Origin of the sequence: Ruegeria profundi, from assembly GCF_049800715.1 — a bacterium.
GTDB lineage: Bacteria > Pseudomonadota > Alphaproteobacteria > Rhodobacterales > Rhodobacteraceae > Ruegeria > Ruegeria profundi_A.
Genome location: NZ_JBNAFO010000001.1, coordinates 210956 through 233803, shown reverse-complemented (window position 1 = coordinate 233803; position 22848 = coordinate 210956). Strand labels below are relative to the sequence as shown.

Sequence of the window (22848 nt, the reverse complement as noted above, 5' to 3'; positions counted from 1 at the left end):
CGCTGAAAATGAGGCGGCCATGACCAAAGCTATTCAAAAATCCTATCAGAGTGTCAGCGTCCTGTTTGTTCTGAACTGGGATGTGCTTTTGTGCTTTGGTCTGACGGCGCTGGCGCTTGCCGGCGGCGCGTATCTCGCCGGTCTCTGATTCCCCAAAACCCTATTATAATGCGTGTCAGGTGACCTATCGTCGCCCCGATAGTTTTGGAGTTTTGACAAGCGCATTCAATCTCGTTACTCAGCATTAAGTCCTAAATTTTTGGGTAGAGAAAAAATGGCTGACGGGCGAGGCGCGGGTATATCCTGCGGAGGGCAGATGACAACAAACAAGATTTTGTGGCGCACACGATCATTTCTTTTTCTTACTGCGGCAATGGGTTTACTGGCTTTGCCGCATGCAGCACAGGCGCAAAACTTCACCATCAACTCCTTCGAGGTTGAGGGCAACCGGCGCATTGAGACAGGTACAATCATCCAACGGACGGGAATCGAACCCGGGCAGACGGTTTCGGCCGGTCAGTTGAATGATGCGTATCAGCGTGTGCTTGACAGTGGTGTTTTTGAAACAGTCGAATTGACACCTCGTGGCACGACTCTGGTGATCGAGGTGCAGGAATACCCGACGATCAACCAGATCAGCATTGAAGGGAATCGCCGCGTCAAAGATGACCTTTTGCTGGATGTGATCTCGTCCGAGCCGCGCCGTGTTTTCACTCCGCAGGCGGCCGAGGCGGACGCCGATCTGATTGCCGAAGTCTATTCCGCCCAAGGCCGGGTATCGGCAACTGTGATCCCGCGCGTCATCCGCCGAAACGACAACCGCGTCGATCTAGTGTTTGAAGTCGCAGAAGGCACCACGATTGAGGTTGAACGCGTCAGCTTCGTCGGCAACCGTGCCTTCTCGGACCGCCGTTTGCGTCGCGTGCTTGAGACCAAACAGGCGACCTTCCTGCGGACGTTCTTCCGCAACGATACATTCATCGGAGACCGGATCGAATTCGACAAGCAGGTTATTCGGGATTTCTACTTGTCGCGCGGGTTTGTCGATTTCCGTGTGAACAGTGCCAATGTGGAATTCACCCGCGAGCGGGATGCTTTCTTCCTCGTCATGAACATCACCGAAGGCCAGAGGTTCTCTTTCGGGAAAATCACAACGGTCAGTGAGATCCCGGGTGTAGACCCTGCGATCTATCAAGACGCGCTCAAGATCAGGCCCGGCGTGACCTATTCGCCGACCCTGATCGAGAACTCGATTGCGCGTCAGGAACGGCTGGGTGTGAAGCAGGGAGTGGATTTCCTGCGGGTCGAACCGCGCGTCACACGCAACCCGCGTGATCTGACTCTGGATGTGGAATTCGTCCTCAGCCGTGGGCCGCGGATTTTCGTGGAACGCATTGATATCGAGGGCAACACAACAACGCTGGACCGGGTGATCCGTCGTCAGTTCGACACCGTGGAAGGCGACCCGTTCAACCCACGTGAAATCCGTCAAGCGGCTGAGCGGATCAACGCACTAGGCTTCTTTGCAAATGCAGAGGTCGAGCCGCGCGAAGGATCCTCGCCCAGCCAGGTGATCCTGGATGTCGATGTCGAGGAACAACCAACCGGCTCGCTGAGCCTTGGTGGTAGCTATTCTGCCTCGGATGGTTTCGGTATTGCGATTGGCTTGAATGAATCGAACTTTCTTGGCCGGGGCCAGAATATTGGGGTACTCATCTCAACTGCCCAGGACTCAGAGCAATATTCGCTGAGTTTTACCGAGCCTTACCTTTTGGGCCGTAAACTGCGTTTTGATCTTGGTTTGGGCATTGCGGCAACAAATTCCAGCTTTGCAAGCTATGATACCGACCGCGCGTTCTTTACCCCGCAGCTAACCTACTCGATTGGCGATTTGTCGGCCCTGCGTGTGCGCTACGGTTGGGAACGATCTGAAATGACCCAGCAAGGCGATCAGCCGAACGGCGCGGTCATCAGCTCGGAAATTGCTCAAGGTGAGCGGGTCAGCAGCACCCTTGGCCTAACTTATGTGTATGATAGCCGACTGGGTGGTCTGAATCCAAACGCCGGTGTTTTGTTCGAACTCGGGTTTGACGCAGCGGGCCTGGGCGGTGACAACAAGTTCTTCAAGACCACTGCGCGCAGTATCGCACAGACCCGTGTGTGGAACGAAGAGGTCGTTCTGCGGGCAACTTTTGAAGCCGGTGCGCTGCATTGGTCGGGGAATGACTTCAGCCGTACCATTGACCGTTTCATTCTGGGGCCCAGCACGTTCCGGGGGTTTGAACCGGCTGGTATCGGACCGCGAGACTTGTCCAACGGGCAGGATGATGCAATCGGCGGCAACTATTATTGGGTGGCGCGGTTCGAAAGCGACTTTCCTCTTGGGCTGCCCGAGGAATTGGGCCTGCGGGGCGGTCTGTTTTACGACGTCGGCAACCTCTACAATGTCAGCAACGTCAACACAGCAGGAGCGAATATTGTGGGGGCTGATGGCTCGATCCGTCACGTGCTTGGTGTGTCGGTTCTGTGGGAAACACCGTTCGGCCCACTGCGCTTCAACTTCTCGAAAGCTCTGAAAAAAGAAGATTTCGACAAGGAACAGAGTTTCGACCTGACCGTTCAGGCAAGGTTCTAACTTGGTATGCTGTTGCATTCACTCAGGCAAGCTTGGGGCCCAGTTCGGGCCCTTTGCGTTTTGCTAGGCCTCACGCTTGCGCCTCAGGGCGTGTCGCAACAATTGGGCGTACGTGACCCGCTTGTTCTGACCATCGCAAGCGACCGTTTGTTCACGGAGTCTGCGTTTGGTAAGCGCGTACTGCTCGAGATCGAAACTGAGAGCGCGCAGCTTGCAGAAGAAAACGAACGGATCGTGGCCGAACTCAGCAGCGAAGAGAAAGACTTGACGCAGATGCGCGCGGAATTGCCACCCGAGGACTTTCGCCCTCTGGCGCAGGCCTTCGACGAAAAGGTGCAATCGCATCGCGAAGGCCAGCGCGCCAAACTGGACGCTTTGGCCCGACGTAGCGAAGAAAGCCGCCAAACGTTTTATGCCTTGGCGCAGCCTGTTCTGATCGAACTTATGCGCGAGACGGGAGCGGCTGTGGTGCTGGAACGCGCAAATGTATTCCTCAGCGCCGACACCTCGGACATTACCGATGAAGCGATTGCCCGCATCAATGCCGCAATTGGCGATGGAACCGGCCTGCAGGACGGCACAGGCGAATAGGTTCGCTTGCCCTCGGGGGCGGGTATTGCTAACCACGCGGAAACTGACACATCCAAATGACGGGACGAGTGAACGATGACGACGGAAACCAAAAGCGCCGACATTCAGCTGATTCAGCGGATATTGCCGCATCGCTATCCGTTTCTGCTGGTCGACAAGGTGGTCGACATCGACGGCTATCAATCGGCCCGTGGCATCAAGAATGTCACCATGAACGAGCCTCATTTCCAGGGCCACTTCCCCGGAACGCCGATAATGCCGGGTGTCACCATTGTCGAGGCGATGGCGCAGACCTCGGGCGTGATGCTGGGCGTCGGCATGGATGTCATTGATACCGAGCTGCTGATCTATTTCATGAGCATCGACAAATGTAAATTCCGCCGCAAAGTGGTGCCGGGTGACGTGCTGGAGATGCATGTCGAAACCCTGCGTGGCAAGAAGGGCGGCAAGCTGTTCAAGTTCAACGGACGCGCCACCGTTGACGGTGAGGTCGCAGCCGAAGCCGAATTCTCGGCCTATGTCGATTGGGACATGGAAAAAACAACATGAGCGGCATTCACCCAAGCGCAATCATCGAAGACGGTGCGCAGATCGGTCAGGACTGCGTGATTGGTCCGTTCTGCTACGTGGGTCCTCAGGTCAAACTGGGCGACCGGGTCGAGCTGAAGACGCATGTGGTCGTCACAGGTGATACCACGGTCGGCGACGATACTGTCATCTTCAACTTCTCGGTGATCGGTGAGATCCCGCAGGATCTTAAATTCGGCGGTGAGAATACGCGGCTTGAGATCGGCCAGCGCAACCGCATCCGCGAGCATGTGACCATCAACACGGGCACCGAAGGCGGTGGTGGTGTGACTCGGATCGGTGACGATTGCCTGTTCATGGCCGGTGTTCACGTGGCCCATGACGTTCAGATCGGCAACCGTGTGATCATGGTGAACCATGCGGGCGCGGCGGGGCATTGTATCGTCGAAGATGACGTAATCGTTGGTGGTATCTCGGGCCTGCACCAATGGGTCCGTGTTGGTCGTGGCGCCATCATTGGCGCGCTGACCATGGTGCCGAATGACGTTATTCCCTACGGTCTGGTGCAAGCGCCGCGCGGCGAGTTGGACGGGCTTAACCTTGTTGGCCTGAAACGTCGCGGTGTATCGCGTGAGGATATCTCGGCACTGCGGGCGGCGTTCAAGGAACTGTCCGGCGGCGAAGGGACCTTTCAGGAACGCGCCCATCGCGCAGGCGAGGGTACCGACAGCGAATATGTTCAGCGCATTGTCGAGTTCGTCACCGGTCAATCAGATCGCTCGTTCCTGACGCCGAGGAAGTAACCAAATGCTGGCTTTGATCGCAGGGACGGGTGTTCTGCCAGACGCTGTCGTGGACGCTCTGCCAGACAGTCCGTTGGTCTGCGCGATGGAGGGGTTCGAACCTGAGAACCTGACGGCGGACGTCGTTTTCCGCCTGGAGCAGCTCGGCAGCTTTCTCGCAGATCTCAAAGCGCGCGGCGTGACGCAGATCTGCATGGCGGGTGCGGTGCAGCGGCCCAAAGTCGATCCCGCGCGGATTGATGCCGCAACGATGCCTTTGGTGCCGATCATTCAAAAGGCGATGATGTCTGGTGATGATGGCGCTTTACGCGCTGTGATCGGTATCTTTGAGGATGCGGGCCTGGCCGTCAAAGCCGCGCATGAGATCGCACCTGATCTGCTACCACCGCTGGGATGCCTAACCGAGACGCACCCGTCCGAGGCCGATCTGGCCGATGCCGACCGTGCCGCAGGTATTCTGCGCGCGATGGGCAGTGCCGATATCGGTCAGGCCTGTGCCGTCTCCAAAGGGCAGGCTCTGGCGGTTGAGAGCATTTTTGGAACCGCCTGGATGTTGCAATCGCTGACCCAGCGCCCGGATGCGGGCGGCGGGGTTCTGTTCAAAGGTCCGAAACCTGATCAGGATCGCCGCGTTGATCTTCCGGCTATCGGTCCGGAGACCGTTACCGATGCGGTGGCCGCGGGTCTCACGGGCATCGTTATCGAAAAAGGTGGCGTGATGGTGCTGCGACGGGATCACGTGATCGCGGAGTGCAACCGCCTTGGCCTGTTCCTCTATGTGCGCGAGCGGGCCGTCTGATGCGCGTTTTTCTGGTCGCCGGAGAACCTTCGGGCGACCGGCTGGGCGGCGCTTTGATGGAGGGTCTAAAGGCGCTGGTCCCTAACGTCGCGTTTGACGGGGTAGGCGGGCCGCTGATGCAGGCTCAGGGCCTGAACAGCCGCTTTCCCATGTCCGAGCTCAGCGTCATGGGGTTGGTCGAAGTTCTGCCCAAGTTCTTCCACCTCAAACGCCGGATATCTGAGACGGCACAGGCGGTATTGGACACCCAACCAGATGTTCTGATCACCATCGACAGTCCGGATTTCTCATTGCGTGTGGCCAAACTGGTCAAGGCGAGCAGCGACATTCGCACCGTCCACTATGTCGCCCCCAGCGTCTGGGCCTGGCGTCCAGGGCGGGCCGACAAGATGGCCAAGGTGATCGACCATGTTCTGGCGCTGCTTCCTTTCGAGCCGCCCTACATGGAACGCGCGGGGATGGAGTGCGATTTTGTCGGCCATCCGGTCGCCAGCGAACCGCAGGCGACGGAGGCGGATATCAAGGCCTTCCGTGATGCCTATGATCTGGGGGATTCGCCGTTGTTGCTGGCTCTGCCGGGGTCACGTCGGGGCGAGGTCGACCGGCTTGCTCCTGTTTTTGGTGAGGCGCTCTCGCTCTACCTTAAGAACCGCCCAGAAACGCGGGTTGTTGTGCCAACGGTGGCCCATATGGTCGACACCGTGACCGAGCATTTGCGCAGCTGGCCCAGATCGCCTGTGGTGGTTGACCCACGTGATCTGCCCTCGGATCAGGCGGTGGCGCAAAAGCGGGCGGCCTTGGCGGCAGCCGATCTGGCCTTGGCCGCGTCTGGGACTGTGTCATTGGAACTGGCGGCGCAGGCTACGCCGATGGTGATTGCATATAACCTCAACTGGCTAACAACTCTGATCGCCAAGCGGATGGTGCATCTGGACACGGCGACGCTGGTCAATCTGGTCTCGGATACGCGGACAGTACCAGAGTGTCTGCTGGACGATTGCCAGCCCGACCAGATCGCCGAAGCCCTGACAAAGGTCGCCGCGAACCCGGAAGCGCAACGTGAGGCCATGGCGCTCACAATGGACCGTCTAGGCCGCGGCGGTGAGGCACCGGGCCTGCGCGCCGCCAAGGCCGTGCTGGCCCGGATGACCAAAGCTGATGCTTGAGTATCTGCTCTTTTCGATTTCGGCCGGGGTTGTGATGGTGTCGACCAATCTCGACAATCTGGCCGTGTTGTTGGGGCTGATGCTGGTGATGGATCACCGCCGCTCGCTTATGGGGTTTGCCGTTGCGCATGGGCTTGTCCTGTGCCTGTCCTTGGCCGTCGCAACAGGCCTGAGCCAGAGCGGACTGCCGGAGTGGATCGGGTATCTTGGGATCGTTCCGCTAGCGCTTGGCCTGCGCGGTATCTGGCAGCAGATTTCAGGAGTTGAGCAGACAGACGACACGCCAAAGGGCGCAGTGACCTCGGTCGTGACACTGTTTCTCAGCCTGTCGGTCGATACATTCGCCGTGATGACGCCCTTGCTGGCAGATTCCAGTCCTGCGTTCCGGCTGGCGGCTCTGATTGGCGCGGCTTGTGCTTCGGCAAGTTTGGCAGCCGTTGCTGCCTGTGGTGCGCCTCATGCGCAGAAACTAGGCCCGCGCGTCACTCGGCTCGAAAGGATCGCACCCTATATCATGGTCTGCGTCGGTCTCTACATTCTGCTGAACTCGCCGACCGATATACTCTGATCTGTGTCGGTGTTGTGAACGAAGCGGCGTTGCAGTTGGACCTGCAGCTTGCGATACCCTGCGGCAGAAGGAGAGCCCTAATGACCCGTATTCCCGCCTTGACCGACGATGACATGACACCGGCCGCGCGCGCGGCGCATGCGGAATTGGGCGCATATGGGCCGTTCGACAATTGGGCGCGGGTGGCGGCGCATTGCCCTCCGGTTCTGGAGCATGTCAGTGGGATGCTCACCACTTTACGCGCGCAGGCAACCCTTCCGCGCCGCGCGTTGGAGCTGGCGATGGTCACCGTCTCCAAACTGAACGCCTGCGACTATTGCGTGTCGCATCACACGCCCTTGCTGACCGTGGCAGGTCTCAGCGCAGAAGGCGTGGCGCGGCTGCCGGAGGTCGAGGATCACCCCGAGCTGGACGCCTGTGACAAGGCAGTGGTCCGCTATGCCGAAGCAGTGACCACCCGTTCAGGCCGGATGCGCGATGCTGAGGTCTCGGACCTGAAAGAGTGGTTTACCGACGCGCAGATCGTTGAGCTGACATGGCGCATTGCCCTGTGCGGGGCGTTCAATCGGTTCAACGATGCGCTTCAGATCCAGATCGAACCCGAGGTTACGCCGGTCTCGGCCTAGTAGCCGCGCCAAATCCAGCCGCCGCCAAAAATGCGACTGCTGTTTGGGTCGTAGAACACGCAGGCCTGACCGGGCGAGATACCTTCCTCGGGTGTCAGCAATTCGACCTCGGCTGTGGTGTCAGACAATGGTCGAATGATCGCCTCGCGCGGGGGACGGGTTGATCGCACTTTGACCGACACATGCCATTCGTCGCGTGACGTGAAGGGTTCATCGCCCAGCCAGTTGATCTCGCGCACGGGAACGGTTCGCGTGGCCAACATCTCTTTCGGGCCGACGACGACCTGCTTCTTGTCGACATCGAGTTTCACCACATAGAGCGGCTCACTCAAGCCTCCGATGCCCAGACCGCGGCGCTGCCCGATCGTATAGTGAATCACGCCGTTGTGCTGTGCCAGAACACGGCCATCGGCATGGACAATCTCACCGGATTCAGCCGCGCCGGGGCGTAGTTTTTCGATGACGCTGGCATAGTTGCCATTGGGCACGAAACAGATGTCCTGACTGTCGGGCTTGTCCGCAACCGCCAACCCGTATTGCGCCGCCATTTCGCGGGTTGCGTCCTTCGAGGGCAGGTGGCCCAGAGGGAAGCGCAGGAAATCCAGCTGCTCGGGCGTGGTCGAGAATAGGAAGTAGGACTGATCTCGGTTCGCATCCTCGGCGCTGTGCAGCTCCGGACCCTTGGGTCCCATCTTCCGCTGGATATAGTGGCCGGTCGCCATGCAATCGGCTTCTAAGTCTTTGGCCGTTTCCAGCAGGTCTTTGAACTTTACCCGCTCATTGCAGCGAATGCAGGGCACCGGGGTCGCGCCCGCCAGATAGCTATCGGCGAATTCATCAATCACCGCGTCCTTGAAGATGTTCTCATAATCCAGAACGTAGTGCGGGAAACCACGCTCTTCGGCCACACGGCGCGCGTCATGGATGTCGATTCCGGCACAGCACGCGCCTTTTTTGGCCAGCGCCGCACCGTGGTCATACAGCTGCAACGTGACGCCCACGACATCATAGCCCTGGTCCGCCAGATACGCGGCCACGACGGAGCTGTCGACACCGCCCGACATAGCAACCACCACCCGCGTTTCCGAGGGCGGTTTGGCGAAGCCAAGCGAATTGAGTTGGGTCTCGGCGGCGAGGGCCATGGCGATTCCAGTCCGGGTTAAGAAAGACCGGCAGAATATAAGAAAATTCTAGACACTCTCAAGGGGCGGTTTCACGCAGCATTAAGTAGGCTGGTGTCAACTTTGTCGCAGCAGAAAAGGGTTGAGAGATGTATTTGCACAAAGTTGAAGGTCCGCGGTCTGTAACCCTTCCGGATGGCACGATTTTGTCGCAGGCCGATCTACCCCCGCCAGACACGCGGCGCTGGGTGGCGTCGCGCAAGATCCTTGTCGTGCGCGGGGTACTATATGGCCTGATCACCTTGTCCGAGGCCAAGAAACGCTACGGCATCAGCGATGAGGAATTCAACCTCTGGGTCTCTGCCGTGGCAGAGCATGGCGTTGATGCTCTGAAGGTCACAGCACTAAAAAAATATCGACAACCTAAAGGCGAAAGTGAATAAATGATTCAACGGTAACGCAAGATTAACCATTCTTGTTCAGGTTTATTTTTAATTGGAAGTTTTGACCCGAATTGGAGCAGTGAAATGAGAATACTTCTTGTCGAGGATGATCCGACCACGTCCAAAAGCATTGAATTGATGCTGACGCATGCCAACCTGAATGTGTATGCGACGGACCTTGGGGAAGAAGGGATCGACCTGGCGAAACTCTATGATTACGATCTCATTCTCTTGGACCTGAACCTGCCGGATATGAACGGCCATGAGGTTTTGCGCCAACTGCGTATCGCTCGGGTGGAAACGCCGATTTTGATCCTGTCCGGTGCCGATGACACCGAAAGCAAAATCAAGGGATTCGGGTTTGGGGCAGACGATTATCTGACCAAACCGTTCCACCGCGAAGAACTGGTGGCCCGTATCCATGCCATCATTCGCCGCTCCAAAGGCCATTCGCAATCGGTGATTCACACCGGTCGGGTGGCGGTCAATCTGGATGCGAAAACCGTCGAAGTTGATGGTCAGACGGTGCATCTGACCGGCAAGGAATATCAGATGCTCGAACTGTTGAGCTTGCGAAAGGGCACAACCCTTACGAAAGAGATGTTCCTCAACCACCTCTATGGCGGCATGGATGAACCCGAGTTGAAGATCATCGACGTGTTTATCTGCAAGCTGCGCAAGAAGCTCAGCAACGCAACGGGCGGTGACAACTACATCGAAACCGTGTGGGGGCGCGGCTATGTGTTGCGGGACCCGCAAAGCAACTCGCTTGATGAGACGCGGATGGCAGTCAACGCCTGACGTCCGAAGACACTTGCCACCCATGGTCCATAGGGTGGCATTTCCACTCACGGCTCAGCACGTCTGGACCTAGCCATGACCTCGCCCTATCACTGAGGTCCAGAATAAAGTGACAGGGCGAGGCCATGAGCAATTCCATCTCGATAGCAGACCTGACAGAGGATGAGGCACGCGCCGAACTCGCGCGTCTTGCAGACCTGCTGTCGCGGGCCAACAGGCTGTATCACGGGGAAGACGCGCCCGAGATTTCGGATGCCGAATACGATGCGCTGAAAAGGCGAAATGTCGAAATAGAAGAGAAGTTTCCGTATCTAAAACGCTCTGACAGTCCAAGTGATCAAGTTGGCGCGCGGCCAGCGGACGGGTTCTCCAAAGTCACGCATGCACAGCGCATGATGTCTTTGGGCAATGCCTTTGACGATGAGGATGTCGCGGATTTTGACCGCTCGATTCGGAAGTATTTGGGCCTGTCTGCAGATGCGCCTTTGGCCTATACGGCTGAGCCCAAGATCGATGGGCTTTCATTGTCCCTGCGGTATGAGCAGGGAAACCTGGTCCAAGCCGCTACACGGGGCGATGGAGAAGTGGGAGAGAATGTGACGGCGAATGCCAGAACGATCTCTGATATTCCGCACACAATCCAAGGTGCTCCCGATATTCTGGAAGTTCGCGGTGAGGTCTACATGTCTCATGCGGATTTCGAAGCGCTCAACCAACGTCAGGCTGAGGCCGGCGGCAAACCCTTCGCCAACCCCAGAAATGCGGCGGCCGGTTCGCTGCGACAGCTGGATGCCGAAATCACCCGCGCGCGACCGCTAAAGTTTTTTGCCTACGCGTGGGGAGAGCTGTCAGCCCCTCTGGCTGAGACGCAAGATGTGGCGATTGAGCGTCTGAAAAGTTATGGGTTCTCGACCAATCCGCTGACACGTTTGTGCAAAACAACTCAGGACATGTTGGCGCACTACCGGTCGATCGAAGAACAGCGCGCGACGCTGGGTTATGATATCGACGGTGTGGTCTACAAAGTGGATAACCTTGGCCTGCAAGCCCGTCTCGGGTTTCGATCGACGACACCCAGATGGGCCATCGCGCATAAATTTCCCGCTGAACTGGCCTGGACCCGGCTTGAAGCGATTGACATTCAGGTCGGCCGCACCGGCGCGCTCAGCCCTGTTGCGCGTTTGCATCCGGTCACAGTTGGCGGAGTTGTGGTTTCGAATGCAACGCTGCACAACGAAGACTATATCGCCGGGCGCGACGCCAAGGGTGGCACCATCCGGGACGGCAAGGACATCCGCGAGGGGGACTGGGTACAGGTCTACCGCGCCGGGGATGTGATCCCCAAAATCGCCGATGTCGACCTTTCGAAACGACCCGAAGATGCGGTTCCTTATGAGTTCCCGCGCACGTGTGGGAAATGTGGAAGCGCGGCGGTGCGCGAAGAAGGTGACGCGGTGCGGCGCTGTACGGGCGGCATGATCTGCCCGGCGCAAGCTGTTGAGAAATTGAAGCATTTCGTGTCTCGCAAGGCCTTCGATATCGAAGGCTTGGGCGCAAAACAGATCGAGATGTTCTATGAAGATCCCGTCCTGCCGATCAAAACGCCTGCCGATATCTTTGATCTGCAAAACCGGGACTCGAGCGCTCTGTCCCGTTTGAAAAATCGCGAAGGATGGGGGGACACCTCGGCCAGTAATCTGTTTGCGGCCATTGATGAGAAACGGACTATACCCTTTGCTCGCTTGCTGTTTGGCCTTGGAATCCGCCATGTGGGTGAGGTCGTCGCGCGTGATCTTGCGCTACATTACCGCGACTGGGAGGCGATGTCCCAAGCTGTCGATTCCGCGCGCCCGGCGGCGCTTGCGTATCGCGCCGCGGATCAAGCGGAAGAGGCTGAACGGTTGGCAGCTGCCTCTGACGGGCGTCGGGCGCGGATCAAGGAAAGCCGCACCGCCGCCATCGCAGAATTGTCCGTGGCCGTGGAGGCCGCGGCCGCGTGGTCGGATCTAATTGCGGTTGACGGGATCGGCGCGACGGTTGGTTTGGCCCTGTCCGACGCCTTCGCCAACGTCGAAGAGCGACAGGCTTTTGATGCGCTCAAGGCGCATTTGACTGTCGTGCCACCTGATGCGCCGGCCTCAGAAAGCCCGGTGGCGGGCAAGACGGTAGTTTTCACCGGCACGCTGGAAAAGATGACACGCGCCGAAGCCAAGGCGCGGGCCGAGGCGTTGGGAGCCAAGGTCTCAGGGTCGGTCAGTAAGAAGACCGATATTCTGGTTGCGGGGCCGGGTGCTGGCTCCAAGGCCAAAAAGGCGGCAGAGTTGGGGATCGAAACCCTGGATGAGGATGGCTGGTTGCAGCTGATCGACGGCGCATGAGCGGACGGCCAGAATCCTTGTTTCCCCTGTTCGCAGGGGTTGAAACCTTGGAGGGGGTCGGCCCGAAGATCGCTCAGGCGATGGCGCAGGCCGGGATGGAAAGCCCGCGAGACGTTCTTTTTGGCTTGCCCTATGCCGTGATTGATCGACGCAGGCGCGACACGATCCAAGGGGTTGATTTACCGTCGACGCTGACGGTTGAGGTGACGGTCGGCCCGCATCGCCCATCTCGGAACAGGGGCGGTGCGTATCGGGTCCATGTCGAGGACAGTCAGGCCGATTTCCAACTGGTGTTCTTTCACGCGCGTGGCGACTACCTGAAGAAAGTCCTGCCGGAGGGATCGCGCCGTGTGATCTCGGGCAAGTTGGAGCTGTTCGACGGCATGGCGCAGATGGTGCATCCCGATCATATGCTGCCCGTAGATCAAGCCTCGGAAATACCGGACTTTGAGCCGGTCTATCATCTGACGCAGGGGATCACGCAGAAGACCATGTTCAAGGCCGTCCGCAGCGCTTTGACGCGCGCACCGGTCTTGGCCGAATGGGTTGATCCGGCGCAGATCAGCAGTCAAAACTGGCCCTCATGGCACGCGGCAATTCAGGCCGCACACAACCCTCAAGGCGCGGATGACGTAGCTTCATTCGCCCCGGCGCGCGAGCGTTTGGCCTATGATGAGCTGCTGGCGCATCAGTTGACGCTGGCTCTGGCGCGGCAACGGGAACGCAAAGCACGCGGGATTGTCAGTGTTGGCTCGGGCAAGTTGCAATCGAAGGTTCTGGCGAGCCTGCCTTATCGGCCAACTGGTGCGCAGACACGGGCGATAGATGAAATCGTGGGCGATATGGCCTCGGAATCGCGCATGAACCGGTTGCTTCAGGGTGACGTGGGCGCAGGCAAAACGCTGGTGGCGTTCATGGCTCTGCTGGTCGCGGTGGAGGCCGGGGGGCAGGGGGTCATGATGGCTCCGACCGAGATTCTGGCACGCCAGCATCTTGAGGGGTTGCGTCCCTTGGCGGAAGAGGCCGGCGTTGTGTTGGAAATCCTGACCGGACGCGACAAGGGGGCAGAGCGGCGGGCCAAGCTTGCCGCTTTGGAGGCTGGCGATATCCAGATACTTGTGGGCACCCATGCGGTGTTCCAAATTGATGTGGCGTTCAAGGCCTTGCGTCTGGCGATTGTCGACGAACAGCATCGCTTTGGCGTGCGCCAGCGGATGGAGCTGTCGGAAAAAGGGCAGGGTGCTGATGTTTTGGTCATGACGGCCACGCCGATCCCGCGCAGTCTAGCCCTGGCGCAATATGGCGATATGGATGTCTCGGTTCTGGATGAAAAGCCGCCGGGGCGAAAACCGATCAAGACCGCGATTGTCAGCACAGGGCGGATGGAAGAAGTCGTCGCCCATCTGCGCCGCGCCATTGAGGAAGGGCGGCAGTGTTACTGGGTCTGTCCGCTTGTCGATGAGTCCGAGGTGTCCGACCTAACGGCGGCGGAAGAGCGGTTCAAGCGCCTGCGCGCTATCTTGGGAGAGGGCACCGTTGGTCTGGTCCACGGTCAAATGCCGCCTGCCGAAAAAGATGCCGCCATGACCGCGTTCCAGACAGGTGGAACCAAGGTTCTGGTAGCGACGACCGTGATCGAGGTGGGCGTGAACGTCCCCAATGCCTCGATCATGGTGATCGAACGGGCTGAGATTTTCGGTCTGGCTCAACTGCACCAATTACGCGGACGCGTTGGCCGAGGGGATGCGGATTCGACCTGTTTGCTGATGTATCAGGCGCCTCTCAGTGAGGGTGGCCGCAAACGGTTGGAGGTTCTGCGTGAGACCGAGGACGGCTTTCGCATTTCTGAGACTGACCTACAGATGCGTGGTGCGGGCGATCTGATTGGCACGGCCCAGTCGGGCCTGCCCAAGTTTCGCATTGCGGATCTGGAACGGCAGGCCGGATTGATGGCCGTTGCCCAAACTGATGCACGAGCCTTGCTGAATACCGATCCCAAATTGACCACAGATAGAGGCAAAGCTGCGCGTGTTCTGCTTTGGCTGATGAAACAGGATCAGGCGATCCGTTTGATTTCAGTGGGTTAGTAACGAAGTATCCATAAAGTTCGCGAATGTTCTTAAAAAGTTCTTTACCGACTCGGGGAAATATGAGAACAAAAGGTCAACAAAGGATTAAATCCCTGACCCGGAGGTGACCCATGCTGACCCAGATCAAGACCGTAATCACACGCTCGCACTCGACCATCCTGCAGGATGCAGCGGGTGTTGCGTCTCTGGTCGTTATGCTGATGGTGGCTCTTCACCTTCCGGTCGGCTTCTAACTCTTTTTGCCTGCGATCTCGTGCCGAATAGCCCGCGCCTGTCATCCCCAGTGAAATCAAGGGTGACCTGCCTGTCCCAAACCCCTTGAGGGGCCATGCCTCGGCCCCGCGCGGTATCCCGGACCCCACACGAGAAACGCATTGCCTGCCGCCGCCCTTCCCGCCCGGAAGGAGCGGCGGTTTTTTTTACAGCTGGCCGGTCTTTATGATTTCCAACATCGCCGACAGAACGGAATTCACTGCGACCGAGGCCAGGATCATCCCCATCACCCGGCTGATGATTGCCGCGCCGGAATGACCGATAAGGCGTATGATCGGCTCGGCCAGAAGCATCAGAACAAAGGCGATAAGCACGACCGACAACATGACGAGGGCAGTAATCCCCTGGTCGGTGGCGCTGTAGCGGTGGTTGTCGGTCAGGATCACGATCGCTAGCATCGCACCGGGTGAAGCTAGCGATGGCACTGCCAGAGGGAAGATCGCCGGATTGTGCTTATGGATCTTGTCTTCCTTGTCGTCTTCGGCAGCGCGTTGTTCGATCTCCTGTTTGCTTTCGCCAAAGATCATGGTCAGCGCGAACAGGAACAAGATTATCCCTCCGGCAACCTGGAACGAGTTCAACCCGATATCCAGCGCCTCGATCAGCAATTGTCCGAAAACGAGGAAGAACAGAAGCACACCGGCACTTATCAACGACGCGAGCATCGCCGTTTTGCGCCGTGCAGCGGCTTCGAGGCCCGCAGTGACGGCGATGAAAACAGGAATTGTGCCGATCGGGTCAATGACAACCCACAACGTCACGAAGTGTTCGAGTAGGTTGTTCAAGCCCATTCCTCCACCGAAGTTTGGGTGAAATTAAACAGGTTTGGTTTAGAACGCCAAGCTTAGGCGCAGTTCGACTGTTCGGCTTGTTCCATCGCTTCAGCTGTTGCCTCAAGCGCCAGCATGATTGAGGCATGGCGGTTTTTGTATTCACGGGCGGGGATCAGAACCTCAAGCCCGTCAAACGGAGCATCTGGGGCAGGGCCGTCCTTTTTTAGCATGGTCTTCAGCTGATCTCGGGCGGTTTCAACTTGTGCCCGCGTTGCACCAATCACCGCATCGCCAACCACTGAAGCAGCGGCCTGACCGAGGGCGCAGGCTTTGACGTCCTGCCCGAAATCGCTAACACGTCCGTCTTTCATCGCCACGTCAACGGTTACGGTTGATCCGCAAAGCGGCGAGCGTTTCTTGACCGTCGCATCGGGTTGATCCAGCCGATCCAGATGCGGGATATCAGCCGCCAGCGCCAGAATGCGCCCGGAGTACAGCTTAATCAGGTCGTTCTCGCCGCTCATGGCTTTCCCTCGTTCCGTGTTCCCCATACATAGTGGTCAGCCCTCGGGATGCAAAAGGTTTTTGTCATGTCTGACACTGTCACGTTCGATCCATCCAATCTCAAATATAACGAAGCCGGGCTGATTCCCGCCATCGCGCAGGATCACGCCTCGGGTGAGGTGTTAATGATGGCCTGGATGAATCAGCAAGCGGTTGAGCGCACGCTGGAGACGCGGTGCGTCACCTATTGGTCGCGCTCACGTCAGGCGTTTTGGATCAAGGGCGAGACGTCCGGGCATATTCAGGAACTGGTCGATTTCCGCTTTGATTGCGACCGGGATTGCATCTTGGTCGTGATCCGTCAGACTGGCGCGGCGTGTCACACCAACCGCCGGACGTGCTTCTACACGGCTGTGCGCGACGGCGAAGAAGTCGAATTGATGAAACCGATGGAGTGAGTGGCGCAGATGTCGCCACCTTCGGTCTGAGTATTTTTAAAAAGACAATGCGGGGTCAGAGGTTGACCATGGCGCGGATGTCCTGAGGGGTTGCGCCTTCGTCCCTGTATTTGGCGATCGCGCGGGCGTCGTCTCGTTTGGCGAGGCGCTTGCCGTTCGGGTCGCGGATCAAGCGGTGGTGCAGGTATTCGGGCGTGGGTAAGCCCAGCAGAGCCTGCAACAGGACGTGGATACGCGTTGCCTCAAACAGATCCTGACCGCGAATGACATGGGTCACACCCTGCGCCGCATCGTCGAGGGCGACGGACAGATGGTAAGAGGTGCCCATACCTCGGCGGGACAGGACAACATCACCGATCGTTGTTTCCAATTCGGTTTTGTCGAAGGAAATCCGTCCAGTTTCCCCATTTGGGCCAGTGCCCAGTTCGAGAAAACTGCCGGTCCCATGTGGCAGAACGGATTGTGCCGCCATAGCCATATCAAGTCTCAGCGGCGTGTCTTTAGGCCGTTCTACGCTGTTTCGGCTGGCTTTATGCCGACAGGTACCGGGATAGATGATGCCATCCGGCCCGTGCAGAGGTGCCCCTTCCTGCGGGGCACTGGCCGCCGCCGCGATATCCTTGCGATTGCAGGTGCAGGGGTACAATAGACCTTTCGACCACAGGGTATCGAGGGCCTGTTCATAGATTTGGATGCGCTCAGATTGCCTCAAAACGGGTGTTGGCCAGCTGAGGCCCAGCCATTCGAGATCCGCATAGATCTGATCCTCCCACTTCGGTCGCGCGCGGGATTGGTCGATATCCTCGATCCGCAGCAGGAATGTGCCGCCTTCGGAGGCAGCCTTGTCACTGGCCAGCATCGCCGAATAGGCGTGACCAAGATGCAGAGGACCTGTAGGGGAAGGCGCAAAGCGAGTCGTAAAAGTCACGTCTTTTCGAGTATGTACACGTCAGATTTCATGTTCATTCCGGGCAGATGAGGCCCGTATTCCTTGAACAGCAAGCGCGCGGCCCCCATGTCCAGCCAGTCGTTCAGGCGTGAGGTATAAGAGTAGTCCGCAAGTGAATGATCGTTATAAGAAAATGCCAGCAGACCATCCTTGGGCAACGCGTGCATGAGGAGGTCCAGAGTTTCAGGCGGTGCTGCTCCGGCACCGATCACTCCGATGGCTGAAATGGTTGAGTAAGCGCCGTGTTCAATGGGTTCGGGATCCGATATATCAAAGCCGATCAGCGATCGATAGACGTTCTTCGCTTTGGCCTCCTCAAGCATATTGGGCGTGGGGTCCATTCCGTCGATCACTTCAAACCCGACTGAGCGCAGCGCAACACCGGACAACCCCGTTCCACAGCCATAGTCGAGAATGGGCGTTTGTGCCTCAGGCCTCTTGGACCACAGCGCTTTGGCAACCCGACCCGGGGTGGCATATCCCTGTTCCGCCACAGAATCCTCATAGGTTGCGGCCCATTTCTGATAATGCGCTTGGGTGTCCTGCGGAGATTTCGATCCGTATGTGTCCTTGAAAAACTTGTCACTCATAGCCGCATGTTAAGCCGTTGGGTCCGCTATCGTCCAGTCAGCTTTGCGCGAGCCACTCCGTCCATTCAGCCTTGGCGCGGTCGGTGTAGGCTTTGTAGCGGTCTTTGCGTCCCCGGCGGCCACCTTTCAGGCCATCTACAGGGCGGAACAGGCCGAAATTGACGTTCATGGGCTGAAACGTCTTGGCCTCCGCGCCGCCGGTAATGTGGTGGATCAGGGCGCCCATGGCGCTGTCTTGCGGTAGCTCGGGCAGGGCGCGGCCGAGAATTTCAGCTGCCGCCAGTCGACCTGCCAAAAGCCCCATAGCCGCGCTTTCGACATAGCCTTCGACACCGGTGATCTGACCGGCGAAGCGGATATTTGGCTTTGATTTCAAACGCATCTGCGCGTCCAGAAGCGTCGGAGAGTTGATGAACGTATTGCGGTGTATCCCGCCAAGGCGTGCGAAACTGGCGTTCTCTAGGCCGGGGATCATGCGGAACACCTCGGTCTGGGCGCCATATTTCATTTTGGTTTGGAAACCCACGATGTTGAACAGCGTGCCAAGAGCGTTGTCGCGGCGCAGCTGCACAACGGCATGAGGTTTCACGTCCGGCTGATGTGGATTGGTCAGGCCGACGGGTTTCATTGGCCCGTGGCGCAGGGTCTCACGACCCCGTTCAGACATCACCTCGATCGGCAGGCAGCCATCAAAGTAGCCCGCGGTTTCTCCCTCGTGGAACTCGGTTTTGTCGGCGACCAGAAGGGCGTCGATGAAGGCCTCGTACTGATTGCGGTCCATGGGGCAGTTCAGATAGGCGGTCCGCTCTTCCTCAGTCTCGCCTTTGTCATAACGAGACTGCATCCAGGCTTTGCTCATGTCGATGCTCTCGGCATAGACAATCGGCGCGATGGCATCAAAGAAGGCCAGCGCATCCGATCCGGTTTCCGCCTGAATGGCCTCACCCAACTTTGCCGAGGTCAGAGGACCGGTGGCAAAGATCCACTGACCGTCGTCGGGAAGAGAGGTAACCTCTTCATCCGTCACCGTGATCCGGGGATGCGCGCGCAGTTTGGCCGTGACCGCCTCGGCAAACGGGTCGCGGTCGACGGCCAGCGCCCCGCCTGCGGGCAGGCGGTGGGCATCGGCGGTCGTCATGATCAATCCGTTTGCGGCGCGCATTTCCCAATGCAGCAGACCCACGGCGTTTTGCTCATCATCGTCTGAGCGGAACGAGTTGGAGCACACCATCTCGGCCAGATTGCCGGTCTGGTGCGCAAAGGTGCCCACGGTGGGGCGCATTTCGTGGATCACAACATCCACGCCCATTTCCGCCGCCTGCCATGCGGCCTCGGACCCGGCCATGCCGCCGCCCACGATATGCAATGCTTGTGTCATGCGCTGCCACATAGGGCAGAGCCCAAGCAGGCGCAACTGAGCAACCGTCAAATGCTTCAGATTTTAGGGGGGTCTTGGGGTCGCCGCTGCGGGAATGTCAACGCCAGTGAGAGAAACCAGCTTGGAGGGACCTTCCGCCCACGGCGACCCAAAAGTGTAGCTGAGGCCTTAGCCTCGTCCCAGCATTGCCACAGTGTTGCCCTTTTGAAAAGTGCAAAAATGATGACAGTAGTGAAAAATGTTCGGAATAATTGTCTTATTGAGACCAATTCGGGGGGCGTTTTTCGATAAACGCAGAAATGCCTTCTTCGGTATCGCGATGCAGCATATTCTGCACCATTACCTCTCCGGTATAGGCATAGGCTTGATCCAGCGGCATCTGAAGCTGTTGATAAAACGCCTCTTTCCCGATTTTGACGGCGACGCCCAGCTTGTCTGCGATTTGTTCGGCCAAGGCGAGGGCTTGGTCGTTGAGTTGAGTTTCGGGAACAACCCGATTGATCAACCCCAGTTCCTGAGCGCGTTCGGCTGAGAGGAAACCTCCGGTGGTCAGCATCTCAAATGCCTGCTTTCTGGGGATATTGCGGCTGAGCGCGACCATGGGGGTTGAGCAGAACAGGCCGATATTCACTCCGTTCACCCCAAAGCGCGTGCCTTCGGCGGCGACGGCCAGATCACAGGTGGCGACCAATTGACAACCCGCAGCTGTCGCAATGCCGTGGACCTGCGCAATAACGGGTTGGGGCAGGGACTGAATCGACATCATCATCTGCGCACAACGGTTAAAGAGGTCCTGGAAATAGGCCTTGCCGCCATCCTCAGACTGACGTCCGGCTGTCATCTGTTTTAGATCATGCCCGGCGCAGAAGGCCTTGCCTTCGCCCGACAGCACAACGGCCCGGATCGAGCGATCATCGCGCAGCGTGTCGAACTCGGCCTGCAAGGCGGCTAGCATCTCGTCGCTCAGCGCGTTCAGCCGTTCAGGTGCGTTCATGTGCAGCCGCGCGATGGCACCTGTGTCGTTACGTTCCAAAATTGCCATCTTGCCCTCCCGCTGGCTGTTGGGCCAACTCTAGGGCGAGACGTTAAGGAGGGGAAGCATGGGATTGGCGTTAAGCAAAGACGAGCTGTCGCAGTACCTTAAAGGGGTATTCCCACAGGTTCATCGCGATTTCGTGGTTGAGGACCTGACCGAGGAGACAATCACCATGCGCCTCGTAGTCGAGGACCGTCATTTGCGCCCCGGAGGTACGGTTTCAGGCCCGTCGATGTTCGGTCTGGCGGATGTTTGCGTCTATGCCATGGTTTTGGCGCGCAAGGGGCGTCAGTCCTTGGCGGTGACGACCAATAGCTCCCTGGACTTTTTGCGCAAACCTGAAGGAGGCAAAGATTTGATCGCTGAATGTCGCCTACTGAAGCTGGGGCGCACTCTGGCCGTTGGCGATGTATTGATTTACTCGGTCGGATCAGATCAGCCCGTGGCGCGGGCCAGTATGACCTATTCCATCCCGCCCGCCGGGTCTTCGGCTGCAAAATTCGGATAAAAAGGGCCGGGGCGAACCCCGGCCAGGGAAGAGGTCCCAAATGAATTTGGGACTGGGGATGGGTTAAAGCTGCCAGAAATAGCGTTTGATTTCGCGGTCGGCTTGCAGACGGGTCAGGCCTACGTCCTTGAGCAACCTGTCATCCAGCTTTCCCAGATTGACGCGACTGCGACGACGGCGTTCCCATTGAGTGACCGCTGCCGCAAACTGCACGGCCAGCACAGCGATCAGCGGCAGCCGGGGGCTGGCGTTCAGCAGTGTAAGGGCGGGAGTGTGCATTGTGCGTGTCATCTCAGTATTCCTTTCAAATTGTATTGACACAAAGTAGCAATGTTCGGTACATGAGTTTGATACATTCGCAATTGTGTCAAATGCAAAGGAAGAATTGTAATGGATACAATTTGGCCGGAGACGCTGCCGAAATCCAAAGGGCCCAAGTACACCTTAGTGGCTGATACAATACGAAAAGCGATTGAAAGTAAGACGTTAGATATCGGAGCCAAACTGCCCCCAGTGCGCGAGCTCGCGTATCGACTCCAGATCACTCCAGGAACCGTCGCGCGTGCCTATACGATTCTGACCGAAGAGGGCTTGCTACAAGCTGAGGTCGGACGTGGTACATTTGTCGCCCCTCCGAAATCTCCGATTCTGGATGATGTCTGGTCTCGGCAGCTTCATCTGGCTGAGGCTCAGAATGCGAATCACGTGAGCCTGTTCAGCCCGAGGCTTGCAGATATGGGGCAGGTGTCTCTGATCCGCGAGTGTCTACAGAAAGTCGCGCAGTCGGATCCGGCCTTGTTCATGAACTATCCGACACGCGATGCGTATAAACCCATGCGCCAGGCAGTGGTTGAATGGTTGTCGAACCTGCCGCTTGGCAAGTTGAGCGACGACGACATTGTACTGACACACGGAGGTCAGAACGGCCTGTGCCTTGTATTCCAGACTATCCTGCAGGGTCCCAAACCGATCGTGATGGTCGAAGATCTTTCTTATGCCGGGTTCCGTCGCGCAGCTGAGTTGATGCGGGCCGATGTGGTTGGCATTAGAATGGATAGGTGGGGCATTGATCCAGGAGCGATGGAGCATGTCTTGCGCCAGACGCCAGCGCAGGCGGTCTGTGTTTCACCTGAGGTTCAGAACCCGACCGGGCTGCACACCCCTTTGGAGCGGCGCAAGGAAATCGTGGAAATCGCGCGGAAATACGATGTGCAGATCGTTGAGGACGACTGCTACCGGATGGGAGACGCGAAGGAACCAAGCTTCCGCGCGTTGGCCCCTGAGCGGGGATGGCACGTGTCTTCGATCTCGAAAGTGCTGACACCGTCCTTGCGCGTCGGCTTTGCCATTGCGCCCAGAGACCGGAGCGTGGATCTGCGCCGCTCAGCCGAATATGGATATTTTGGCCTTGCACAGCCGCTGGCTGAACTGACCCGTCTGCTACTCTCTGACCCTCGCACGCGCCAAATAGCGCGGGATGTACGCTCGCGGATGGGAGAGTATGTGCGGGTGACCGTGAATGCCTTGGGCGGGTTCGATCTGAACTGGGCGCCTGATGTGCCGTTTGTTTGGCTGCATTTGCCGTCGGGTTGGCGGGCTGCTGCGTTCAGCCGTGCCGCTGAGCGAGAAGGAATTCAACTGCGATCTGCGGATGAGTTCGCGCTGCGGGATGGACGCGCTCCGAATGCGGTGCGCATTGCGATGAACGGGCATGTCTCGCTGCAGAGGTTCGAGGATGCGATGCTCCGCCTGCGGGCTTTGCTGGACAATCCGCCTGAGCAAATCAGCGTTTAGAGTGGGGTAAAATAATACCTATTTTATAAACCTATG

Annotated in this window: 25 protein-coding genes; 17 read left to right on the top strand and 8 right to left on the bottom strand. The window is 58.1% G+C overall.

The annotated features are described in order from the left end of the window. The first annotated feature begins 19 nt into the window (after positions 1-19). The 9 genes from ACP15L_RS01175 to ACP15L_RS01135 all read left to right on the top strand — a co-directional run bounded on the left by ACP15L_RS01175 (position 20) and on the right by ACP15L_RS01135 (position 7716). A complete protein-coding gene (locus ACP15L_RS01175) occupies positions 20-148 on the top strand; it encodes a hypothetical protein (protein WP_419737989.1) in 129 nt (42 codons plus the stop codon). A 168-nt stretch (positions 149-316) separates the two neighbouring features. After that, positions 317-2635, top strand: coding sequence for an outer membrane protein assembly factor BamA (gene bamA, locus ACP15L_RS01170; protein ID WP_425082823.1), 2319 nt, complete (start codon positions 317-319; stop codon positions 2633-2635). 102 nt (positions 2636-2737) lie between these two features. Next, positions 2738-3226 carry an OmpH family outer membrane protein gene (locus ACP15L_RS01165; protein ID WP_425082822.1) on the top strand — a complete coding sequence of 163 codons (489 nt, stop codon included), beginning with the start codon at positions 2738-2740 and terminating at the stop codon, positions 3224-3226. A 75-nt stretch (positions 3227-3301) separates the two neighbouring features. Continuing rightward, on the top strand, positions 3302-3775 hold the full coding sequence (gene fabZ, locus ACP15L_RS01160; RefSeq protein WP_170373767.1) for a 3-hydroxyacyl-ACP dehydratase FabZ: 474 nt from the start codon (positions 3302-3304) through the stop codon (positions 3773-3775). Continuing rightward, positions 3772-4557: an acyl-ACP--UDP-N-acetylglucosamine O-acyltransferase gene (lpxA, locus tag ACP15L_RS01155; protein ID WP_170458277.1), complete on the top strand. Its 786-nt coding sequence runs from the start codon at positions 3772-3774 to the stop codon at positions 4555-4557. Before fabZ ends, lpxA begins: the two co-directional genes overlap by 4 nt. A 4-nt stretch (positions 4558-4561) precedes the next feature. Next, entirely contained in the window at positions 4562-5356 is a 795-nt protein-coding gene (locus ACP15L_RS01150; RefSeq protein WP_425082821.1) for an LpxI family protein, read from the top strand. Next, positions 5356-6522 carry a lipid-A-disaccharide synthase gene (gene lpxB, locus ACP15L_RS01145; RefSeq protein WP_425082820.1) on the top strand — a complete coding sequence of 389 codons (1167 nt, stop codon included), beginning with the start codon at positions 5356-5358 and terminating at the stop codon, positions 6520-6522. Before ACP15L_RS01150 ends, lpxB begins: the two co-directional genes overlap by 1 nt. Continuing rightward, complete coding sequence (locus ACP15L_RS01140; RefSeq protein WP_425082819.1) at positions 6515-7090, top strand: hypothetical protein; 576 nt, start codon at positions 6515-6517, stop codon at positions 7088-7090. The genes lpxB and ACP15L_RS01140 overlap by 8 nt, the downstream gene beginning before the upstream one ends. 80 nt (positions 7091-7170) lie before the next feature. Then, positions 7171-7716, top strand: a complete 546-nt coding sequence (locus tag ACP15L_RS01135) for a carboxymuconolactone decarboxylase family protein (protein WP_425082818.1) — start codon at positions 7171-7173, stop codon at positions 7714-7716. Here ACP15L_RS01135 and mnmA read toward each other — a convergent pair. Continuing rightward, entirely contained in the window at positions 7713-8858 is a 1146-nt protein-coding gene (mnmA, locus tag ACP15L_RS01130) for a tRNA 2-thiouridine(34) synthase MnmA (RefSeq protein WP_425082817.1), read from the bottom strand. The genes ACP15L_RS01135 and mnmA overlap by 4 nt on opposite strands. A 128-nt stretch (positions 8859-8986) precedes the next feature. On the opposite strand from mnmA, the gene ACP15L_RS01125 reads away from it, so the two are divergent. The 5 genes from ACP15L_RS01125 to ACP15L_RS01105 all read left to right on the top strand — a co-directional run bounded on the left by ACP15L_RS01125 (position 8987) and on the right by ACP15L_RS01105 (position 14782). Next, positions 8987-9280, top strand: coding sequence for a DUF1153 domain-containing protein (locus ACP15L_RS01125; RefSeq protein ID WP_209253590.1), 294 nt, complete (start codon positions 8987-8989; stop codon positions 9278-9280). A gap of 84 nt (positions 9281-9364) precedes the next feature. Then, complete coding sequence (ctrA, locus tag ACP15L_RS01120; protein ID WP_170466869.1) at positions 9365-10081, top strand: response regulator transcription factor CtrA; 717 nt, start codon at positions 9365-9367, stop codon at positions 10079-10081. Positions 10082-10206: 125 nt separating this feature from the next. After that, on the top strand, positions 10207-12459 hold the full coding sequence (gene ligA, locus ACP15L_RS01115; protein WP_425082816.1) for an NAD-dependent DNA ligase LigA: 2253 nt from the start codon (positions 10207-10209) through the stop codon (positions 12457-12459). Next, a complete protein-coding gene (gene recG, locus ACP15L_RS01110; RefSeq protein ID WP_425082815.1) occupies positions 12456-14546 on the top strand; it encodes an ATP-dependent DNA helicase RecG in 2091 nt (696 codons plus the stop codon). Before ligA ends, recG begins: the two co-directional genes overlap by 4 nt. Before the next feature lie 113 nt (positions 14547-14659). Next, complete coding sequence (locus tag ACP15L_RS01105) at positions 14660-14782, top strand: hypothetical protein (RefSeq protein WP_256439826.1); 123 nt, start codon at positions 14660-14662, stop codon at positions 14780-14782. A 186-nt stretch (positions 14783-14968) separates the two neighbouring features. Here the strand turns inward: ACP15L_RS01105 and ACP15L_RS01100 are convergent, their stop codons facing one another. Continuing rightward, complete coding sequence (locus ACP15L_RS01100; protein ID WP_425082814.1) at positions 14969-15607, bottom strand: MarC family protein; 639 nt, start codon at positions 15605-15607, stop codon at positions 14969-14971. A 59-nt stretch (positions 15608-15666) separates the two neighbouring features. Further along, positions 15667-16119: an iron-sulfur cluster assembly scaffold protein gene (locus tag ACP15L_RS01095; RefSeq protein WP_425082813.1), complete on the bottom strand. Its 453-nt coding sequence runs from the start codon at positions 16117-16119 to the stop codon at positions 15667-15669. A gap of 48 nt (positions 16120-16167) precedes the next feature. On the opposite strand from ACP15L_RS01095, the gene hisI reads away from it, so the two are divergent. Then, complete coding sequence (gene hisI, locus ACP15L_RS01090) at positions 16168-16557, top strand: phosphoribosyl-AMP cyclohydrolase (protein ID WP_425082812.1); 390 nt, start codon at positions 16168-16170, stop codon at positions 16555-16557. A 55-nt stretch (positions 16558-16612) separates the two neighbouring features. On the opposite strand, the gene gluQRS is transcribed toward hisI, so the two are convergent. The 4 genes from gluQRS to ACP15L_RS01070 all read right to left on the bottom strand — a co-directional run bounded on the left by gluQRS (position 16613) and on the right by ACP15L_RS01070 (position 20516). Beyond that, positions 16613-17485 (bottom strand): tRNA glutamyl-Q(34) synthetase GluQRS, encoded by an 873-nt coding sequence (gene gluQRS, locus ACP15L_RS01085; RefSeq protein WP_425082811.1) that lies wholly within the window; start codon positions 17483-17485, stop codon positions 16613-16615. Next, entirely contained in the window at positions 17482-18096 is a 615-nt protein-coding gene (locus tag ACP15L_RS01080; RefSeq protein WP_170676083.1) for a class I SAM-dependent methyltransferase, read from the bottom strand. The genes gluQRS and ACP15L_RS01080 overlap by 4 nt, the downstream gene beginning before the upstream one ends. A 37-nt stretch (positions 18097-18133) precedes the next feature. Further along, positions 18134-19474, bottom strand: a complete 1341-nt coding sequence (gene trmFO, locus ACP15L_RS01075) for a methylenetetrahydrofolate--tRNA-(uracil(54)-C(5))-methyltransferase (FADH(2)-oxidizing) TrmFO (RefSeq protein ID WP_425082810.1) — start codon at positions 19472-19474, stop codon at positions 18134-18136. A gap of 256 nt (positions 19475-19730) precedes the next feature. After that, entirely contained in the window at positions 19731-20516 is a 786-nt protein-coding gene (locus tag ACP15L_RS01070; protein ID WP_425082809.1) for an enoyl-CoA hydratase, read from the bottom strand. A 58-nt stretch (positions 20517-20574) separates the two neighbouring features. Between ACP15L_RS01070 and ACP15L_RS01065 the strand changes: the two genes are divergently transcribed. After that, on the top strand, positions 20575-21018 hold the full coding sequence (locus ACP15L_RS01065; protein ID WP_425082808.1) for a PaaI family thioesterase: 444 nt from the start codon (positions 20575-20577) through the stop codon (positions 21016-21018). 63 nt (positions 21019-21081) lie between these two features. On the opposite strand, the gene ACP15L_RS01060 is transcribed toward ACP15L_RS01065, so the two are convergent. Next, on the bottom strand, positions 21082-21309 hold the full coding sequence (locus ACP15L_RS01060; RefSeq protein WP_170373748.1) for a DUF1127 domain-containing protein: 228 nt from the start codon (positions 21307-21309) through the stop codon (positions 21082-21084). A 99-nt stretch (positions 21310-21408) separates the two neighbouring features. On the opposite strand from ACP15L_RS01060, the gene ACP15L_RS01055 reads away from it, so the two are divergent. Further along, complete coding sequence (locus tag ACP15L_RS01055; RefSeq protein ID WP_425082807.1) at positions 21409-22812, top strand: PLP-dependent aminotransferase family protein; 1404 nt, start codon at positions 21409-21411, stop codon at positions 22810-22812. The last annotated feature ends 36 nt before the right edge of the window (positions 22813-22848 follow it).

Coding starts and splice junctions, on each gene's coding strand:
- ACP15L_RS01070 (WP_425082809.1), bottom strand. CDS start 20,516: ATGGCAATTTTGGAACGTAACGACACAGGTGCCATCGCGCGGCTGCAC.
- mnmA (WP_425082817.1), bottom strand. CDS start 8,858: ATGGCCCTCGCCGCCGAGACCCAACTCAATTCGCTTGGCTTCGCCAAA.
- bamA (WP_425082823.1), top strand. CDS start 317: ATGACAACAAACAAGATTTTGTGGCGCACACGATCATTTCTTTTTCTT.
- lpxB (WP_425082820.1), top strand. CDS start 5,356: ATGCGCGTTTTTCTGGTCGCCGGAGAACCTTCGGGCGACCGGCTGGGC.
- hisI (WP_425082812.1), top strand. CDS start 16,168: ATGCAAAAGGTTTTTGTCATGTCTGACACTGTCACGTTCGATCCATCC.
- ACP15L_RS01060 (WP_170373748.1), bottom strand. CDS start 21,309: ATGACACGCACAATGCACACTCCCGCCCTTACACTGCTGAACGCCAGC.
- ACP15L_RS01175 (WP_419737989.1), top strand. CDS start 20: ATGACCAAAGCTATTCAAAAATCCTATCAGAGTGTCAGCGTCCTGTTT.
- ACP15L_RS01065 (WP_425082808.1), top strand. CDS start 20,575: ATGGGATTGGCGTTAAGCAAAGACGAGCTGTCGCAGTACCTTAAAGGG.
- fabZ (WP_170373767.1), top strand. CDS start 3,302: ATGACGACGGAAACCAAAAGCGCCGACATTCAGCTGATTCAGCGGATA.
- lpxA (WP_170458277.1), top strand. CDS start 3,772: ATGAGCGGCATTCACCCAAGCGCAATCATCGAAGACGGTGCGCAGATC.
- ACP15L_RS01140 (WP_425082819.1), top strand. CDS start 6,515: ATGCTTGAGTATCTGCTCTTTTCGATTTCGGCCGGGGTTGTGATGGTG.
- ACP15L_RS01150 (WP_425082821.1), top strand. CDS start 4,562: ATGCTGGCTTTGATCGCAGGGACGGGTGTTCTGCCAGACGCTGTCGTG.
- trmFO (WP_425082810.1), bottom strand. CDS start 19,474: ATGACACAAGCATTGCATATCGTGGGCGGCGGCATGGCCGGGTCCGAG.
- ACP15L_RS01080 (WP_170676083.1), bottom strand. CDS start 18,096: ATGAGTGACAAGTTTTTCAAGGACACATACGGATCGAAATCTCCGCAG.
- ACP15L_RS01125 (WP_209253590.1), top strand. CDS start 8,987: ATGTATTTGCACAAAGTTGAAGGTCCGCGGTCTGTAACCCTTCCGGAT.
- ligA (WP_425082816.1), top strand. CDS start 10,207: ATGAGCAATTCCATCTCGATAGCAGACCTGACAGAGGATGAGGCACGC.
- ACP15L_RS01095 (WP_425082813.1), bottom strand. CDS start 16,119: ATGAGCGGCGAGAACGACCTGATTAAGCTGTACTCCGGGCGCATTCTG.
- ctrA (WP_170466869.1), top strand. CDS start 9,365: ATGAGAATACTTCTTGTCGAGGATGATCCGACCACGTCCAAAAGCATT.
- ACP15L_RS01055 (WP_425082807.1), top strand. CDS start 21,409: ATGGATACAATTTGGCCGGAGACGCTGCCGAAATCCAAAGGGCCCAAG.
- ACP15L_RS01135 (WP_425082818.1), top strand. CDS start 7,171: ATGACCCGTATTCCCGCCTTGACCGACGATGACATGACACCGGCCGCG.
- ACP15L_RS01105 (WP_256439826.1), top strand. CDS start 14,660: ATGCTGACCCAGATCAAGACCGTAATCACACGCTCGCACTCGACCATC.
- recG (WP_425082815.1), top strand. CDS start 12,456: ATGAGCGGACGGCCAGAATCCTTGTTTCCCCTGTTCGCAGGGGTTGAA.